Source organism: Microbacterium sp. P5_B6 (assembly GCF_056400345.1).
In genome coordinates, this window is sequence record NZ_JBFULL010000010.1 from 1 (window position 1) to 16,851 (window position 16,851).

At 69.5% G+C, this 16,851-nt stretch carries 17 protein-coding genes and 1 rRNA gene; 17 read left to right on the top strand and 1 reads right to left on the bottom strand.

The window, feature by feature from the left end; all coding sequences use genetic code 11:
* Positions 1-56 precede the first annotated feature (56 nt).
* A 5S ribosomal RNA gene (gene rrf / locus AC1DP3_RS13785) occupies positions 57-173 on the top strand.
* A 44-nt stretch (positions 174-217) separates the two neighbouring features.
* Here the strand turns inward: rrf and AC1DP3_RS13790 are convergent.
* Positions 218-1,066 (bottom strand): hypothetical protein, encoded by an 849-nt coding sequence (locus AC1DP3_RS13790; RefSeq protein WP_477294190.1) that lies wholly within the window; start codon positions 1,064-1,066, stop codon positions 218-220.
* Here AC1DP3_RS13790 and AC1DP3_RS13795 point away from each other — a divergent pair.
* The 16 genes from AC1DP3_RS13795 (at position 1,031) to der (ending at position 16,811) form a co-directional block, all read left to right on the top strand.
* Positions 1,031-2,101: a hypothetical protein gene (locus AC1DP3_RS13795; protein WP_477294192.1), complete on the top strand. Its 1,071-nt coding sequence runs from the start codon at positions 1,031-1,033 to the stop codon at positions 2,099-2,101. The two genes, AC1DP3_RS13790 and AC1DP3_RS13795, sit on opposite strands and share 36 nt — an antisense overlap.
* Entirely contained in the window at positions 2,101-3,138 is a 1,038-nt protein-coding gene (locus tag AC1DP3_RS13800) for an HAD-IIA family hydrolase (RefSeq protein ID WP_477294194.1), read from the top strand. The genes AC1DP3_RS13795 and AC1DP3_RS13800 overlap by 1 nt, the downstream gene beginning before the upstream one ends.
* Positions 3,139-3,176: 38 nt before the next feature.
* Positions 3,177-3,338 carry a hypothetical protein gene (locus AC1DP3_RS13805; RefSeq protein ID WP_477294196.1) on the top strand — a complete coding sequence of 54 codons (162 nt, stop codon included), beginning with the start codon at positions 3,177-3,179 and terminating at the stop codon, positions 3,336-3,338.
* Positions 3,335-4,135, top strand: a complete 801-nt coding sequence (locus AC1DP3_RS13810; RefSeq protein WP_477294197.1) for a TlyA family RNA methyltransferase — start codon at positions 3,335-3,337, stop codon at positions 4,133-4,135. Before AC1DP3_RS13805 ends, AC1DP3_RS13810 begins: the two co-directional genes overlap by 4 nt.
* Positions 4,132-5,091, top strand: coding sequence for an NAD kinase (locus AC1DP3_RS13815; protein ID WP_477294199.1), 960 nt, complete (start codon positions 4,132-4,134; stop codon positions 5,089-5,091). Before AC1DP3_RS13810 ends, AC1DP3_RS13815 begins: the two co-directional genes overlap by 4 nt.
* Positions 5,088-6,785: a DNA repair protein RecN gene (recN, locus tag AC1DP3_RS13820; protein ID WP_477294201.1), complete on the top strand. Its 1,698-nt coding sequence runs from the start codon at positions 5,088-5,090 to the stop codon at positions 6,783-6,785. Before AC1DP3_RS13815 ends, recN begins: the two co-directional genes overlap by 4 nt.
* Before the next feature lie 17 nt (positions 6,786-6,802).
* Positions 6,803-8,506, top strand: coding sequence for a CTP synthase (locus tag AC1DP3_RS13825; protein WP_477294380.1), 1,704 nt, complete (start codon positions 6,803-6,805; stop codon positions 8,504-8,506).
* Positions 8,499-9,086, top strand: coding sequence for an NUDIX domain-containing protein (locus AC1DP3_RS13830; protein WP_477294203.1), 588 nt, complete (start codon positions 8,499-8,501; stop codon positions 9,084-9,086). Before AC1DP3_RS13825 ends, AC1DP3_RS13830 begins: the two co-directional genes overlap by 8 nt.
* Before the next feature lie 5 nt (positions 9,087-9,091).
* Entirely contained in the window at positions 9,092-10,015 is a 924-nt protein-coding gene (gene xerD / locus AC1DP3_RS13835; protein ID WP_477294205.1) for a site-specific tyrosine recombinase XerD, read from the top strand.
* Between the two features lie 186 nt (positions 10,016-10,201).
* Positions 10,202-11,062, top strand: coding sequence for a ParA family protein (locus AC1DP3_RS13840; RefSeq protein ID WP_477294382.1), 861 nt, complete (start codon positions 10,202-10,204; stop codon positions 11,060-11,062).
* Entirely contained in the window at positions 11,046-11,960 is a 915-nt protein-coding gene (locus tag AC1DP3_RS13845; RefSeq protein WP_477294207.1) for a segregation and condensation protein A, read from the top strand. The genes AC1DP3_RS13840 and AC1DP3_RS13845 overlap by 17 nt, the downstream gene beginning before the upstream one ends.
* Positions 11,950-12,582 (top strand): SMC-Scp complex subunit ScpB, encoded by a 633-nt coding sequence (scpB, locus tag AC1DP3_RS13850; protein WP_477294209.1) that lies wholly within the window; start codon positions 11,950-11,952, stop codon positions 12,580-12,582. The genes AC1DP3_RS13845 and scpB overlap by 11 nt, the downstream gene beginning before the upstream one ends.
* 73 nt (positions 12,583-12,655) lie before the next feature.
* Complete coding sequence (locus AC1DP3_RS13855; protein WP_477294211.1) at positions 12,656-13,477, top strand: pseudouridine synthase; 822 nt, start codon at positions 12,656-12,658, stop codon at positions 13,475-13,477.
* Entirely contained in the window at positions 13,474-14,583 is a 1,110-nt protein-coding gene (locus tag AC1DP3_RS13860; protein WP_477294213.1) for a prephenate dehydrogenase, read from the top strand. The genes AC1DP3_RS13855 and AC1DP3_RS13860 overlap by 4 nt, the downstream gene beginning before the upstream one ends.
* Positions 14,576-15,298, top strand: a complete 723-nt coding sequence (gene cmk / locus AC1DP3_RS13865; RefSeq protein WP_477294215.1) for a (d)CMP kinase — start codon at positions 14,576-14,578, stop codon at positions 15,296-15,298. The genes AC1DP3_RS13860 and cmk overlap by 8 nt, the downstream gene beginning before the upstream one ends.
* Positions 15,288-16,811, top strand: coding sequence for a ribosome biogenesis GTPase Der (gene der, locus AC1DP3_RS13870; protein ID WP_477294217.1), 1,524 nt, complete (start codon positions 15,288-15,290; stop codon positions 16,809-16,811). The genes cmk and der overlap by 11 nt, the downstream gene beginning before the upstream one ends.
* Positions 16,812-16,851 lie beyond the last annotated feature (40 nt).

Consider the following 16,851-nt stretch of genomic DNA (forward strand, 5'->3'; position numbering starts at 1 on the left):
GTCGAGAACCGCACCAACAATGACTTTGTTTGTGCAGACTGAAACATCAATAGTGTTTCGGCGGCCATAGCGTGAGGGAAACGCCCGGTTACATTCCGAACCCGGAAGCTAAGCCTCACAGCGCCGATGGTACTGCAGGGGGGACCCTGTGGGAGAGTAGGACACCGCCGGACTTACTTCATGAAATGGCCACCCAACGCTGGGTGGCCATTTCACGTTAACAACCACAATTGCCCCCGGGCACCTGACCGGGGAGGATCAGAGAATGGCAGAACGAGAGCCGCGCGACGAGCAGCGTCCGCAGTCGGGTCAGCGCCCTGATCGACCGAGCCAGTCTTCCGGTGGCAGCGGGGCGAAGCGTCCCTATCCGAAGCGTGATGGCGATGCCAAGCCGTATGCGAAACGCGACGGTGGCAAGCGCCCCTACCCCCCGCGTGACGGCACCTCGAAGCCTTACGGTCAGCGTGATGCCGGAGCCAAGTCCTACGGCAATCGGGATGGCGGTTCGAAGCCTTACGCTCCTCGCGATGGTGACAAGCGTCCCTACCAGCAGCGTGATGGTGAGAAGCGTCCTTACCAGCAGCGTGATGGTGAGAAGCGTCCTTACCAGCAGCGTGATGGTGAGAAGCGTCCTTACCAGCAGCGTGATGGGGAGAAGCGTCCCTACACTCCGCGTGATGGCGACAAGCGTCCCTACACTCCGCGTGATGGGGAGAAGCGTCCGTACACTCCTCGTGATGGGGAGAAGCGTCCCTACACTCCCCGCGATGGTGGGAAGCGCCCGTATGCTCCGCGCGATGGGGAGAAGCGTCCCTACACTCCGCATGATGGGGAGAAGCGTCCCTACACTCCGCGAGATGGTGACAAGCGTCCCTACACTCCGCGAGATGGTGACAAGCGCCCGTACCAGCAGCGCGACGGGGAGAAGCGCCCCTACGGCCGTCCCGATGGCGACCGCTATGCCGGCGCGTCGCGTGGCGGGCAGAGCGCCCGTCCCACCCGAGGCGGTGCCGGGCGTCCCGATCGTGAGGTGCGCGACGGAGAGATCCGGGCGGTCCGCGCTCATCACGACGATCCGCACATCCCCGACGAGATCACTCCCCAGGACCTCAACGGCCAAGCGCGCAACGAGCTGAAGACCCTCAGCAAGGAGAACGCCGAGTGGGTGGCTCGTCACCTCGCGATGGCGGCCAACCTCATCGACGAAGATCCCCACCTCGCGCATCAGCACGCACTGTCCGCGTCGCGCCGGGCCGGCCGTATCGCCGTCGTCCGCGAGACGCTGGCCATCACGGCATACGCCACGGGCGATTACGCGCTCGCCCTGCGGGAGCTGCGGACCTACCGGCGCATCTCGGGCAGCGAGGCGCAGATCGCCCTCATGGTCGACAGCGAGCGCGGTGTCGGGCGTCCCGATCGAGCGCTCGAAATCGGTCGCGGGGTGGATCGCAGCATCCTTCCCGTCCCGGTTCGTGTGGAGCTCGCGATCGCGATGTCGGGTGCGCGTCTGGACCTCGGCGAGCCGGAGCGGGCCCTCGCAGAGCTGGACATCCCGGAGTTCGATCCCGACCGCGCCTACGAGTGGAGCCCGGGCCTCTTCTCGGCGCGCGCGATCGTGCTGGAGGAGCTGGGCCGCGAGGCCGAGGCAGCGGAGTGGCACCGCCGAGCGGCTGTCGCAGCCGATGCGATCGACGAGGCGAACGGCACCGCCGATCTCGAGGTGATCTTCGTCGAGGAGATCTTCGAAGAGGTCGGTGACGACGAGGATTCCRCACCCGCTGCRGGCATCGCTGCGGAGAGCGCCTCCGACATCGGCTCCGAGGACGAGATCTCGGTCGAGGTCGTTTCGGATGCCGAGGCGAACAGTGATGCCGAGGCGAACACTGCTGCCGAAGCGACGACCGAATCCGAGTCGGCACCTCTCGACGCGGACTCCGACTCACCGCCGACGGGTGAGCCCGACGACGATCCGGACAGCGAGCAGGATCCCGAGGGGGAGCCCGACGGCGAGCCGGAGCGCACCCCTGAGCCGAGCATCGAAGACGAGGTGCACGAGATCCTCGTCGAAGCCGGCGTGGATGAGGCGGACGAAGACCGCTGATGCCGATCTTCGCTCGACGCCCCGCGGAGCGTGCGCCGCTCCAGGATGTGGACGTCGTCCTGGCTGACCTCGACGGCGTGGTCTACGCCGGCGCGGGAGCCCTGCCCCACGCCGTCGAGAGCCTCAACCGGGCCCGTGAGGGCCGACGGCTGGGCTACATCACGAACAACGCGTCGCGGACCGACGCCTCGGTGGCGGCTCATCTGAGCGAGCTCGGGCTCGAGACCGCAGCCGACGAGGTCGTCACCAGCCCCCAGGCCGCCATGCGCCTGCTCGTGGACCTCATTCCCGCGGGCTCGACGGTCCTGGTCGTCGGCGGCGAGGGCCTGGTGACCGAGGTCGAGAAGGCCGGCTTCGTCGTCACGCGCAGTGCCGACGCGAATCCCTCCGCCGTCGTCCAGGGCTTCGCGCCTGAGGTCGGCTGGCTCCAGCTGGCCGAAGCGGCCTACGCGCTGAAGCTGCCGGAGGACGAGGGCGGCATCCCCTGGATCGCGACGAACACGGACTGGACGATCCCGCAGTCGCGCGGGGTGGCTCCGGGCAACGGCACGCTCGTCTCGGCCGTCCACACGGCGGTCGGTCGTCTTGCCACGGTCGCCGGCAAGCCGGAGAAGCCGATCTTCGATGAAGCAGTGGCGCGCTTCGGCGCGGCGAGCCCCCTCTTCCTGGGCGACCGCCTCGACACCGACATCCTCGGCGCCAACCGTGCGGGCATCCCGTCCGCTTTCGTGCTGACGGGCATCGACCGTCCCAAGCACATCCTGGCGGCGGCATCCGATCTTCAACCCACCTATCTGCTGGGCGATCTCCGCGAGCTGCACGAGCCGTACCCGGAAGCGCGCGTGAGCGACGGGGTGGTCACGGTTCGCGGGGCGAGCGTACAGATCGATGGGCCCGACGTGCGGATCCTGTCCGAGGGCGACCGGCCGATCGACCTGCTGCGTGCCGGTGCGAAGGCGATCTGGGACACGGGTCGCGCGATCTACGGCTTCCGCGTCCCCGAGCGGCTGTACGCGGACCCCTTCCACCGCCCCTGATGCGGCCGGGCGGCGGGAGCTCGCCGTATCCTGAAGCCATGGACTTCCCCGAGCGCTCTGAAGACGCGCGCGCCGACCTGATGTCGGCGCTCGAGGTGATCGAGGACCAGCCGCTGGCGGCGCGTGCAGCGGCGTACGAGGCGCTGGCCGAGGGTCTTGCGCGCCAGCTGGACTCGGGGCCGACCTCTCACCGTCCATGAGTCCGCGACTGGACGCGGCCCTCGCAGAGCGGGGCCTGGCTCGTTCGCGCAGCCATGCCGCGACGCTGATCGCCGACGGTCTCGTGTCGGTCGACGGACGGGTGGTGGTGAAGTCCTCTACGCCCGTGGGGGCGGATGCCGACCTCGTCGTCGCGGGATCCGATCACTACGTCAGTCGCGCCGCCCACAAGCTCATCGCCGGGCTGGATGCGTTCGCCGTCGACCCCGCGCGCCGTGTGGCGCTCGACATGGGCGCGTCGACCGGCGGGTTCACCCAGGTGCTGCGCGAACGCGGCGCGGATCCGGTGTTCGCGGTCGACGTCGGACACGGCCAGCTCGCACCCTCGATCCGAGCGGATGCCGGTGTCATCGTCGTCGAGGGGTTCAACGTCCGCCATATGACGCGAGAGTCCCTCGCGGCCGCCACCGGCGTGGCTGTCGCGCCGTCGATCATCACGGGCGACCTGTCCTTCATCTCGCTGGAGCTGGTGCTGCCGGCGGTGGTGGAGGTGTGCGCCGAGGGCGGCGACGTCGTCCTGCTCATCAAGCCTCAGTTCGAGGTCGGCCGCACTGCCGTCAAGGGCGGGCTCGTCACCGACCCGACTCTTCGCGTCGACGCGGTGGAACGCGTGCTGTGGTCGGCGTGGGACGCGGGACTCGGGACGCGGGGAATCATCTCCTCCCCGATCGCGGGCACACACGGCAACTCCGAGTACGTCGTGCATCTCGCGCCGGGCCGGGGGAGCAATCCGACAGAATGGTTGAGCACCGTGAACCGACTGGCGGGAGCCCGATGACCGACCCAGAGCGCAGCATCCTCGTCGTCGCGCACGCCCACAGGGACGAGACGGTGGATGCCGCGCAGCGGGTCATGGCCGCGCTCCTGGGCGCGGGAGCACGACCGGTGCTGGCCCCCGATGACCGAGCCGAACTCGAACTGCTCCTCGGTGAGCTCGAAGGAGTGGCGACGCTCGGAGTCGACGTGGATGTGCAGGATGTCGAACTCGCCATCGTCCTCGGCGGCGACGGCACGATCCTGCGGACCGCCGAGCTCGTCCGCGAAGGAAGCGCCCCGATCCTCGGCATCAACATGGGGCACGTCGGATTCCTGGCGGAGATCGAGCGCGACGACATGGACGACGCCGTGCATCGCGTCATCGCCCGGGACTACCAGGTGGAAGAGCGCATGGCCCTCCAGGTGCGCGTGAAGGACGACGCCGACAGAGTCGTCTACGAGACCTGGGCGCTCAATGAGGCGACCGTCGAGAAGGCCAGCCGCGAGCGGATGCTCGAGGTCGTCATCGAGGTGGATGGGCGGCCGCTCTCGACGTTCGGCTGCGACGGCGTCGTCGTCTCGACCCCGACCGGCTCGACGGCGTACAACTTCTCGGCGGGCGGTCCCGTGATCTGGCCGACGGTCGAGGCGATCTCGGTCGTGCCGCTGTCCGCGCACGCGCTCTTCGCCAAGCCGCTGGTGGTCGGTCCCGAGCACGCGGTGGCCATCGAGCTGCTGCAGCGCAACCTGGGGATGGGCGTCCTGTGGTGCGACGGACGTCGCTCACTCGACCTGCCCCAGGGCGCGCGCGTGATCGTGCGACGCTCGGAGCGCCCGGTGCGCCTCGCCCGCCTGCATCCGTCCGCGTTCACCGATCGTCTGGTGCGCAAGTTCCGGCTTCCCGTCGAAGGATGGCGCGGCCCATCGGCGCTGACCGCGCAGACGTCCGTCATCCGCCAGGGGAAGTCCGCAGAGTGATCGAAGAGATGCGCTTGCGCGATCTCGGTGTGATCGCCGAGGCCACGCTGCCGATGGGGCCGGGCTTCACCGCGATCACCGGCGAGACCGGTGCCGGCAAGACGATGGTCGTCACGGGCCTGGGCCTGCTCATGGGGCAGCGCGCCGACTCGGGTGCGGTGCGCTCCGGCGCGACGCAGGCCTCGGTGGACGGGGTGTGGCTCGTCCCCTCGGAGGGGGTCGTCGTCGACCGCGTTCGCGAGGCCGGAGGCGACCTCGAGCCCGTGGGCGCCGATCGTGCCGAACTGGTTCTCGGCCGCACCATCTCGAGCGAGGGACGCAGCCGCGCGACGGTCGGCGGTCGCTCGGCTCCGGCGGGGGTGCTGGCCGACCTCGCCGACGAGCTCGTCGTCGTGCACGGCCAGTCCGACCAGCTGAGGCTGCGATCGGCGGCCGCGCAGCGGGACGCGCTGGATCGCTTCGGAGGAAGCGGCGTGCAGTCGGCGCTCACGACATATCGCGCCGCCTTCGACCGCTTCCGTTCCATCGAAGTCGAGCTTCAGACCCTGACGACCGATAGCGATGCACGAGCACGAGAGGCCGAAGAGCTGCGCGCGGCGATCGGCGAGATCGAGCAGGCGGCTCCCGTGGCGGACGAGGACGTCGACCTCGCGGCGCGCGCGGAGCGGCTGGCCAACGCAGAGGCCCTGCGCCTCGCCGCCTCGACCGCGCACGAAGCGCTGTCGGGCGAAGGGGACGAACCTGACGTCGTGATGCTCGTCGCCGAAGCGCGCCGCGCGCTCGAGCGCGAAGCATCCGACGATCCCGCCCTCCAGGAGCTCGCCGATCACGCTGCCGACCTCGGCTACCGTGCGGCGGATCTTGCCGCGGCACTCGCCGGCTACCTCGCCGATCTCGATGAGACGGGCCCACATGAGCTCGCCGCGGTCGAAGAGAGACGTGCCGTGCTCGGTGCGCTGGTGCGCGCCCACGGCTCCCTCGATGCGGCGATCGGGCTGCTCGAGACGGGCTCGGCTCGGCTCGCCGAGCTCGATGACGACGGCGACCGCATCCAGCGATTGACGGCCGAGCGCGATGGCGCGGCCTCGGCGCTCGACGCAGCGGCCGGACTCCTGACGGCAGCGCGGTCGGAGGCGGCGGCGCGGCTGGGGGAGTCCGTGACGGCCGAGATGCGCGCACTGGCGATGCCGGACGCCCGCGTCGAGGTGTCGGTCACTCCGGGCGCCGAGTCGGCTTCGGGGCGAGACGATGTCGCGATCCTGCTCGCCCCGCACGTGGGCTCCGAAGCGCGCCCCGTATCGCGCAGTGCCTCGGGCGGTGAGCTCAGCCGGGTCATGCTGGCCATCGAGGTCGTCATCGCGGGTGTGGACCCGGTTCCGACGTTCGTCTTCGACGAGGTGGATGCCGGCATCGGCGGTGCGGCCGCGATCGAGGTCGGGCGCCGGCTCGCGCGGCTGGCCGAGGCATCCCAGGTGATCGCGGTCACGCATCTCGCGCAGGTCGCGGCCTTCGCCGGCAACCATCTCACCGTCGTCAAGGCGAGCGATGGGTCGGTCACAGCATCCGATGTCCGCCGTCTCGAAGGAGCAGACCGCGAAGCCGAAATGGCTMGTCTTCTGTCGGGAATGCCCGACTCGGATGCCGCCCTCACCCATGCGCGGGAGTTGCTCAGCCTTCGCACCGCCGCTCGCTGATAGGATAAAAGCCCGTGATGCAGACTTCAGACGCAGCGGATTCCACGACTACTTCAAACGACACCACCAAGCACATCTTCGTGACAGGCGGTGTCGTTTCCTCGTTGGGGAAGGGCCTGACGGCTGCGAGCCTCGGCAACCTGCTCACCGCCCGCGGGCTGCGCGTCGTCATGCAGAAGCTCGACCCCTATCTCAACGTCGACCCGGGCACGATGAACCCCTTCCAGCACGGTGAGGTGTTCGTCACGGACGACGGTGCCGAGACCGACCTCGACATCGGGCACTACGAGCGCTTCCTCGACATCGAGCTGAGCCAGGCGGCGAACGTCACGACAGGTCAGATCTACTCCCAGGTAATCGCGCGCGAGCGCCGCGGCGAGTACCTCGGCGACACGGTGCAGGTCATCCCGCACATCACCGACGAGATCAAGCGGCGCATGCGGCTGCAGGCCGATGAGACGCCGAAGCCCGACGTCATCATCACGGAGATCGGCGGCACGGTGGGCGACATCGAGTCGCAGCCGTTCATCGAGTCGGCGCGCCAGATCCGCCACGAGCTCGGGCGCAAGAACGTGTTCTTCGTCCACGTCTCGCTCGTGCCGTTCATGGGCGCGTCGGGCGAGCAGAAGACCAAGCCGACGCAGCACTCCGTCGCGGCTCTCCGCTCGATCGGCATCCAGCCCGATGCCCTGGTTCTCCGCAGCGACCGCCCCGTGACGGAATCGAACAAGCGCAAGATCGCGCTGATGTGCGACGTCGACGAGGACGCCGTGGTGAACGCGATCGACGTGCCGAGCATCTACGAGATCCCGACGATGCTCAACGAGCAGGGCCTCGACGCGTACATCGTCGAGAGGCTCGGCCTTTCGGCCAAGGCGGAACAGGTCGACTGGGCGCGCTGGCAGCGTGTGCTGCAGGCCGTGCACAACCCCAAGCACGAGGTCACCATCGGGCTCGTGGGCAAGTACATCGATCTGCCGGATGCCTACCTCTCGGTCACCGAGGCGCTCAAAGCCGGCGGGTTCGCGCAGGAGACGCACGTCAACATCCGCTGGATCCCCTCCGACGCGTGCGAGACGCCGGAGGGAGCGGCGAAGGCCCTGGCCCCGCTCGACGGGATCGTCATCCCCGGCGGATTCGGCATCCGCGGCATCGAGGGCAAGATCGGCGCCCTCAAGTTCGCGCGGGAGCAGGGCATCCCGACGCTCGGCATCTGCCTCGGGCTGCAGTGCATCGTCATCGAGTACGCGCGGCACGTCGCCGGCATCGAAGATGCGTCGTCGAGCGAATTCGACCCCGACACCCGGCATCCCGTCATCGCCACGATGGAGGAGCAGGTCGACATCATCGAGAGCGGAGACCTCGGCGGCACCATGCGCCTGGGGCTGTACCCCGCCGACCTCGTGGAGGGATCGATCGCGGCCGAGGTGTACGGATCGACCCGCGCGTCCGAGCGCCACCGTCACCGCTACGAGGTGAACAACCGCTACCGCGACCAGATCGCCGAAGCCGGTCTCGTGTTCTCGGGCATCAACCCCGACCTCAACCTGGTGGAGTACGTCGAGCTGCCGCGCGACGTGCACCCGTACTACATCGCGACCCAGGCGCACCCCGAGCTGCGCTCTCGCCCGACCAACGCGAACCCGCTCTTCCGTGGTCTGGTGGGCGCAGCGGTCGAGCGTCACAGCGCGAGCGAACTCTTCGAGGTCGAGGATGAGTGAGACGGTGGGGTCCGCGGAGCAGCTTCGCGACGAACCCGTCGAGGTCGAGGTCACCGCGAGTGAGACGGTCTACGAGGGTCGCGTCTGGGACGTCCGCAACGACACCTTCCGCTACAACGGCGACGACCTCGTGCGGCAGTACGTCGACCACCCGGGCGCCGCGGCGATCGTGGCGCTCGACGATGACGACCGCGTGCTGCTCATCCAGCAGTACCGGCATCCGATCCGTCACCGCGACTGGGAGATCCCGGCGGGCCTGCTCGACATCGAGGGGGAGTCTCCCCTCGAGACAGCGAAGCGTGAGCTGATCGAAGAGGCAGATCTCCACGCCGAGGACTGGCAGCCGCTGGTCAGCATCTTCACCACGCCGGGCGGCAACGACGAAGTGGTCCATCTCTTCCTTGCCCGCGGGCTGACGCCGGTCGGCGAGGCGCATGCGCGCGAGGCCGAAGAGGCCGACATCCGCATCGAATGGGTTCCTCTTGCGGATGCCGTGAGCGGTGTCCTGGACGGGCGCCTCCGCAACGGCATCCTGTCGGTCGGCCTGCTCGCCGCGGCGGAGAAGCTGCGCCGGGGCTGACCGCGATGCGGCTCGAGCGGGCGGTCGACTCGTACCTGCGGCACGTATCGATCGAGCGGGGCCTCTCCGACAACACCGTCGGCGCGTATCGGCGCGACCTCTCCGGCTACCTCGAGTGGCTGACAGTGCGGGGCATCGAGGATTCGCACGCCGTCACGCCGGCCCTGGTGGCGGAGTTCGTCGCCGAACGCGCGTCGGCCGAGCCGCAGCCGGCGGCATCGTCGATTGCGAGGCTGCAGTCGTCCGTCCGCGGCCTGCACCGCTTCCTCGCCCGCGAGGGCATCGAGGCGGAGGACCCATCTGCGCGGCTCCGGCCGCCGAAGCTGCCGCGGCGGCTGCCCAAGGCGCTCACGATCGATCAGGTCGAGAAGCTTCTGGATGCCTCGGGACCCGCGCCCTCCGAAGCCACCGCGGGCGACGTGACCGGCATCCGGGACCGCGCTCTGCTCGAGCTGCTCTACGCCACGGGCGCCCGTGTCTCGGAAGCGGTGCAGCTCGACGTCGACGACGTCACGAACGGCGACGTGCTTCGCGTGCGCGGCAAAGGGTCGAAGGAGCGGATCGTGCCGATCGGGTCGTACGCGCGGGCGGCTATCGACACGTACCTCGTCCGCTCGCGACCCGAGCTGTCGCGGCGGGGAACCGCGACGCCCCGGCTCTTTCTGGGGGCGCGGGGAGCGCCGCTGTCGAGGCAGAGCGCGTGGCTCGTCATCCAGCACGCGGCTGAGCGCGCCCATCTCACGGCGCACGTGTCGCCGCACACCATGCGGCACTCCTTCGCCACCCACCTGCTGCAGGGGGGCGCCGATGTCCGGGTCGTGCAGGAGCTGCTCGGTCATGCGTCGGTGGCGACCACCCAGATCTATACGCACGTCTCGGTGGATGCGCTGCGCGACGTGTATGCGACCTCGCACCCCCGCGCCCGGTGACGGGGAGGCATCCGGCTGAGGGTGGCGTGAGGTCGCCCCGCCTCGGCGCAGTGGGCGGATCTCGACCCCGACGAGGGATTCGCGTACAGTCGTCAAGTCTCGCGGGGCGCGCGACCGCGCGAGGATAGAATCGAGCGGACAACCGTGACGGCAGGAGATTCGGTGGCGGCTACGAAGACGGGCGCGATGAAGACCTCGAAAGAGGGCGTCCCCATCGGCCCCACCGGGCGTCCCTACCAGGGGTTCCCAACCCCTCCGAAGCTCGATTCGCACGGGCCCGCCCGCATCATCTCGCTGTGCAACCAGAAGGGCGGCGTCGGCAAGACGACGTCCACCATCAATCTCGCGGCGGCGCTCGCCGGCTACGGGCGCCGAGTTCTCGCCGTCGACTTCGACCCGCAGGGCGCTCTCTCGGCCGGCCTGGGCATCGCGACCCACGACACCACGACGATCTACGACCTGCTGATCGACAGCAAGCGCGACCCGCACGACGCGATCGTGCACACCGCGGTGCCGAACCTCGATGTCATCCCGGCGAACATCGACCTGTCGGCCGCCGAGGTGCAGCTGGTCAACGAGGTCGCGCGCGAGACCATCCTGGCGCGGGTCCTTCGCAAGCTGACGCCTGACTACGACGTCATCTTCATCGACTGCCAGCCGTCGCTCGGCATCCTGACGGTCAATGCGCTCACCGCGAGCCACGGCGTCGTGATCCCGCTCGAGTGCGAGTTCTTCGCCCTGCGCGGCGTCGCGCTGCTCATCGAGACGATCGACAAGGTGCGAGATCGCCTGAACCCCTCGATCGAGCTCGACGGCCTGCTCGCGACGATGTACGACCCGCGCACGCTCCACTCCCGTGAGGTGCTGGAGCGGGTGGTCGACGCCTTCGGCGACGATGTGCTCGAGACCGTGATCGGCAGAACGGTCAAGTTCCCGGATGCCTCGGTCTCGGGCATGCCGATCACCGATTTCGCGCCGGAGCACGCCGCCGCCCAGGCCTACCTGCGGCTGGCGCGGGAGCTGGTCGCCCGTGGCGCCGTCGCCTGAGGACAGCTCCGATCCGCACGCGGTGCCCGAGCGCGAGCCGGCCCCTGACAGTGAGCCGGCGCCCGAGCGCCCGGAGGTCGAGGCCGATACTCAGTCCGACACCGAGCCTGAGCCCGGGCGCGGCTTCCGTGTGTCGCTCGGGGTGTTCGACGGGCCCTTCGATCTGCTCCTGACACTCATCTCGAAGCACGAGCTCGACATCACCGAGGTCTCGCTCTCACGTGTCACGGATGACTTCATCGCCTACCTGCGCGAGCTCGGTCCCGATGAGGAGCTCGACCAGGCGTCGGAGTTCCTCGTGGTGGCAGCGACCCTGCTCGATATGAAGGTCGCCGGTCTCCTGCCGCAGGGCGAGCTCGTGGATGCCGAAGCGGTGGCGCTGCTGGAAGCGCGGGATCTGCTGTTCGCCAGGCTGCTGCAGTACCGGGCGTTCAAAGAGGTCTCGGCGTTCTTCGAGCGCGCCATGCGGCGCGAGGATCGCCGGCACACGCGCTCCGTCCGGCTCGATGCCAAGTACCGCCAGACCCAGCCCGAGCTGGTGTGGACGCTGAGCGTCGACGACTTCGCGGCCCTCGCGCTGCTGGCGATGACGCCGAAGGAGCTCCCGCACGTCGGGCTCGACCACCTGCATGCGCCGCTCGTCAGCATCCGGGAGCAGGCCGCTGTCGTGGTGACCCTGCTGCGCAGCGCGGGTTCGCTGAACTTCCGCGAGCTGATCGCCGGTGTCTCCCAGCCCGGGGTGGTCGTCGCGCGCTTCCTGTCGGTGCTCGAGCTCTACCGCCATGCGGCACTGTCTTTCGAGCAGCTGGAGCCGCTCGGCGAACTCACCCTGCGCTGGACCGCCGACCGGTGGTCCGACGAGAATCTGGCGACCCTGGGGGCCGACTATGACCGATGAACAACGCGACCCCGCTTCAGGGGACTCGAGGGGCGAAGCCGCCGAATCGCCCGCCGCGGCGCAGGGCGCGGCATCCGTCGCCCGCCGGCTGGAGGCGATCCTGCTCGTGATCGAGGAGCCGCAGAGTCTCGTGAGCCTCGCCACGGCTGTGGGAGCACCGGTGCCCGCGGTCAGGCAGGCAGTCGAGTCGCTCGTCGAGGACTACGACGGGCTCGCGGGTGGGCCCCGACGCGGGTTCGAGCTGCGCGAGGTCGGCGGAGGATGGCGGCTCTACGTGCGCGAGGAGCACGATGACCTCGTCTCGGAATTCGTCAACGGGCAGGCGCCGTCGAAGCTGTCGCAGGCCGCCCTCGAGACGCTTGCCGTGATCGCGTACAAGCAGCCGGTGACTCGCGGGCAGGTCGCCTCGATCCGTGCGGTCAACGTCGATTCGGTGGTCCGCACGCTGCTCGCACGCGGGCTCATCACGGAGGTCTTCAGCGACCCCGAGACCGGCGCCATCCACTACGGCACGACCGATGCCCTGCTCGTCAACCTCGGCATCAATTCGCTCGACGAGCTTCCGCACATCTCGCCGCTCCTCGATGACGGCGCGAACGGCTTCGACGAGGTGCTGCGATGAGGCGCCGATTCCTGGCATCCATGTCCCGAAAACTGCGTCCTCGCGGCGCCTCAGCGCAAGAAATGGGGACACGATGAACGACACGACAGACTCCGGGAACGACTCCGCTCGCTCGACCGAGGGCGTCCGCCTGCAGAAGGTCCTGGCGAACGCGGGGGTCGCCTCCCGCCGCGTCGCCGAGAACCTCATCGTCGAGGGGCGCGTCCGCGTCAACGGCGAGGTCGTCACCGAGCTCGGCAGCCGCATCGACCCGGAGAGCGATCAGGTCGACGTCGACGGCACGGCCATCCAGCTCGACCAGTCCAAGCGGTACGTCATGCTCAACAAGCCGCGCGGCGTGGTGAGCTCGATGAAGGACGAGCGCGGACGCACCGACCTCCGCGACTTCACCAAGGACTGGGAGGAGCGCCTCTACAACGTCGGGCGACTGGATGCCGAGACCAGCGGCCTGCTCGTCCTGACGAACGACGGCGAACTCGCCCACGTCCTCGCGCACCCCTCCTTCGGCGTCACGAAGGTCTACATCGCGAAGGTCGAGGGCAAGGTCACGGCCCAGACCATCCAGCGCCTCACGAAGGGCGTCGAGCTGGAGGACGGACACATCGCCGCCGACAAGGCGCGGCTGCTCGATGTCTCGTCGAGCGGCCCGACGGGAGAGAACTCGCTGGTCGAGCTGACCCTGCACTCCGGGCGCAACCGCATCGTTCGGCGCATGATGGCCGAGGTCGGGCATCCCGTGACGGAGCTGGTCCGCCGCCAGTTCGGGCCGCTGCACCTGGGAACCCTCCCAGCGGGCCGCGCGCGGGAGTTGACTAAGGTGGAACGCGGCGCGCTCCTCACTCTTGCGCGCCAGGCGGCGGGGGAGCCGCCTTCGGAGGAGCAGGAGCAACGGTGAGCGAAACCACGGGCGTTCGGTCTGCCCGGGTGCAGGGCACCGTGCGGATCGTCGGCGCCGGGCTGCTCGGGTCGAGCATCGGACACGCGCTCCGCGAGCACGGGGTCGACGTCGCACTCGACGACACGTCGCCCGCTCAGCTGCGGCTCGCGATCGACTACGGCGCCGGCCGCTCCGCGCGCGAGGACGATGACCCCGCGCTCGTCGTCGTCGCCGTGCCGCCCGATGTCACCGCGGACGTGATCGAGCGCGAGCTCGCGCGCTTTCCGCGCGCCGTCGTCACCGATGTCGCCAGCGTCAAGCTCGAGCCGCTCCGGGCGCTGCGTGAGCGCGGCGTCGACCTTGCGCGCTACATCGGCTCGCATCCCCTCGCCGGGCGCGAGCGGGGCGGAGCCATTTCGGCGCGCGCCGACATCTTCACCGGACGGCCCTGGGTGGTGTGCCGGGACGAGGAGACGTCGACGTCCGACCTGGCGCTCGTCGAGGGCCTCGCGCTCGACCTGGGCGCCACGCCGATCGAGATGAGTCCGGAGGAGCACGACCGCGCGGTCGCGCTCGTCTCCCATGTGCCGCAGCTCGTCGCGAGCCTCCTCGCCGGACGCTTCGCCGACGCACCCGACGGGTCGCTGAGACTCGCCGGCCAAGGGGTGCGCGACACCACGCGGATCGCGGCATCCGCTCCTGAACTGTGGGTGCAGATCCTCGGCGCGAACTCGGCTCCCGTGGTCGACGTGCTCGATGCGCTCGCTGCCGACCTCGCCTCGGTCGCCTCGGCCCTGCGTGATGTCGACGTTCCCGGCGCGAGACGCGCGGTCGCCGACACCATCCGGCGGGGCAACGACGGGGTGGAGCGGCTGCCCGGCAAGCACGGCCAGAACCGGCGGTTCGAGAGCATCGTGGTGATGGTGGATGACACCCCCGGACAGCTCGGCCGGCTGTTCGGCGAGCTCGGCGAACTGGGGGTGAACGTCGAGGACCTGCGTCTGGAGCATTCTCCCGGCGCTCAGTTCGGCCTCGCCGAGATCTCGATCGTGCCGAGCGTCGTCCGGGCCGCGACCGACGGGCTCGAAGCCCGCGGCTGGAGGATTGCGAGTGTCAATGACTGAGATCTTCCGCCCCGCTGCTGCCGCCCCGACGCCCGAGCCGATCGTGGTCGCGATCGACGGACCGGCCGGCAGCGGCAAGTCGAGCGTCGCGAAGCAGGCCGCGCGAGAGCTGGGCTACGGCTACCTCGACACGGGCGCCGCCTACCGGGCGCTCGCCTGGCATGCCCTCGCGCACCACGCCGACACCTCGGACGCGTCCGCGCTGCTCGACGTCGCCGGAGACTTCGACTACTCGATCTCGCTCGATCCCGACGATTACTGGGTCCGAGTCGGGTCGACGGACGTCACGGCCGCGATCCGCGAGCCGCGGGTGACGGATGCCGTCAGCGGCGTCGCCCGCGTCGCGCCGATCCGCAAGTCCGTCAATGCACTCTTCCGCGCGCTGGTCGCGGCATCCGGTCGTCCGGGTGTCGTCGTCGAAGGCCGCGACATCACGACCGTCGTGGCGCCCGATGCGCCCGTGCGGATCCTCCTGACGGCGGCGCCCGAGGTCCGGGCCGCACGCCGCAGCGCCGAGCTCACGACGCACGATGCGGCCTCCGTCGCGGAAGCACTGCACCGACGTGACGCCTCGGATTCCCAGGTCGTCGACTTCCTCACCGCCGCCCCCGGCGTGACGGTGGTCGATTCGACCGATCTCGACTTCAACCAGACCGTCGCCGCCGTCCTCGGTGTCGTGCGCGAGGTCCAGACAGGAGCCGCTCATGGCCGGTGACGAAGAGTACGAAGGCAACCCCGACAACCTCGCGGAGAAGCTCGCGAACCTCGATGAGGATCTCGTCGAGCAGCGGGCCGAGGCGCTGCGCGTCTCGCTCGGCGACTACGAGCTGGAAGACGAGGATGCCGCGCTCCTCGCGGGCGTGCAGCTCGGCGAGGACGGCATCGAGTACCTGCCGGCCCTGCCGGTGGTCGCGATCGTGGGGCGCCCGAACGTGGGCAAGTCCGCGCTCGTGAACCGCATCCTCGGCCGCCGCGAGGCGGTCGTCGAGGACACCCCCGGCGTGACGCGGGACCGCGTCACCTACAAGGCCGAGTGGATGGATCGCCGCTTCACCATCGTCGACACGGGCGGGTGGGAGCCCGACGCGCGCGGCATCGACCGTTCGGTGGCGGCGCAGGCAGAGGTCGCGATCGACCTCTGCGACGTCGTGATCTTCGTCGTGGACGCGATGGTGGGTGCGACCTCGACCGACGAGCATGTCGTGAAGCTGCTGCGCAAGAGCGGCAAGCCCGTCTTCCTGGTGGCGAACAAGATCGACGATGCTCGTCACGAACCCGAGGCGGCGCCTCTCTGGAACCTCGGCCTCGGCCAGCCGTACCCGGTGTCGGCCATCCACGGCCGCGGTGTCGCGGATCTGCTCGACGAGCTCATGAAGGTCCTGCCCGAGATCTCGGCCGTCGCGAAGCAGGAGATCGGCGGGCCCCGCCGCGTCGCCATCCTCGGGCGTCCGAACGTGGGCAAATCCTCCCTGCTGAACAAGGCCGCCGGCGAAGAGCGCGTCGTCGTCAACGAGCTCGCTGGCACGACCCGCGACCCCGTCGATGAGGTCGTCGAGCTCAGCGGCAGGCTGTGGCGCTTCGTCGACACGGCCGGCATCCGTCGGCGTGTGCACCTTCAGCAGGGCGCGGACTTCTACGCGTCGCTTCGCACATCGACCGCCCTCGAGAAGGCCGAGGTCGCCGTCGTCGTCCTCGATGTCAGCCAGTCGATCAGCGAGCAGGACGTGCGGATCATCGACCTCGTGCTCGAGTCCGGCCGCGCGCTCGTCCTGGCGTTCAACAAGTGGGATCGCCTGAACGACGACGACATGGAGAACGCCGACCGTCGCCGCTACCTCGAGCGCGAGATCGAGCAGGACCTCGCTCACGTGTCGTGGGCGCCGCGTGTCAACATCTCGGCACGCACCGGCCGACACCTCGAGAAGCTCGTGCCCGCGCTCGACACGGCTCTCGACTCGTGGGATCAGCGCATTCCGACGGGCAAGTTCAACGCGTTCCTCGCCGAGCTGGTCGCCGAGCACCCGCACCCCCTCCGCGGCGGCAAGCAGCCCCGCATCCTCTTCGGCACGCAGGCCTCGACCCGCCCGCCGACCTTCGTGCTGTTCACGACCGGATTCCTCGACCCCGGCTACCGCCGGTTCATCCAGCGGCGCCTGCGCGAGCTGTACGGCTTCGAGGGCTCGCCGATCGTCGTCAACATGCGGGTGCGCGAGAAGAAGCAGCGCTGACGCCGAGCCGCGGCGCCGATGTGCGGCGCCGCGGCTCTGC

Coding starts and splice junctions, on each gene's coding strand:
- AC1DP3_RS13790 (WP_477294190.1), bottom strand. CDS start 1,066: ATGAGCGCGGACCGCCCGGATCTCTCCGTCGCGCACCTCACGATCGGG.
- AC1DP3_RS13800 (WP_477294194.1), top strand. CDS start 2,101: ATGCCGATCTTCGCTCGACGCCCCGCGGAGCGTGCGCCGCTCCAGGAT.
- AC1DP3_RS13805 (WP_477294196.1), top strand. CDS start 3,177: ATGGACTTCCCCGAGCGCTCTGAAGACGCGCGCGCCGACCTGATGTCG.
- AC1DP3_RS13810 (WP_477294197.1), top strand. CDS start 3,335: ATGAGTCCGCGACTGGACGCGGCCCTCGCAGAGCGGGGCCTGGCTCGT.
- AC1DP3_RS13815 (WP_477294199.1), top strand. CDS start 4,132: ATGACCGACCCAGAGCGCAGCATCCTCGTCGTCGCGCACGCCCACAGG.
- AC1DP3_RS13825 (WP_477294380.1), top strand. CDS start 6,803: ATGCAGACTTCAGACGCAGCGGATTCCACGACTACTTCAAACGACACC.
- AC1DP3_RS13830 (WP_477294203.1), top strand. CDS start 8,499: ATGAGTGAGACGGTGGGGTCCGCGGAGCAGCTTCGCGACGAACCCGTC.
- xerD (WP_477294205.1), top strand. CDS start 9,092: ATGCGGCTCGAGCGGGCGGTCGACTCGTACCTGCGGCACGTATCGATC.
- AC1DP3_RS13840 (WP_477294382.1), top strand. CDS start 10,202: ATGAAGACCTCGAAAGAGGGCGTCCCCATCGGCCCCACCGGGCGTCCC.
- scpB (WP_477294209.1), top strand. CDS start 11,950: ATGACCGATGAACAACGCGACCCCGCTTCAGGGGACTCGAGGGGCGAA.
- AC1DP3_RS13855 (WP_477294211.1), top strand. CDS start 12,656: ATGAACGACACGACAGACTCCGGGAACGACTCCGCTCGCTCGACCGAG.
- cmk (WP_477294215.1), top strand. CDS start 14,576: ATGACTGAGATCTTCCGCCCCGCTGCTGCCGCCCCGACGCCCGAGCCG.
- der (WP_477294217.1), top strand. CDS start 15,288: ATGGCCGGTGACGAAGAGTACGAAGGCAACCCCGACAACCTCGCGGAG.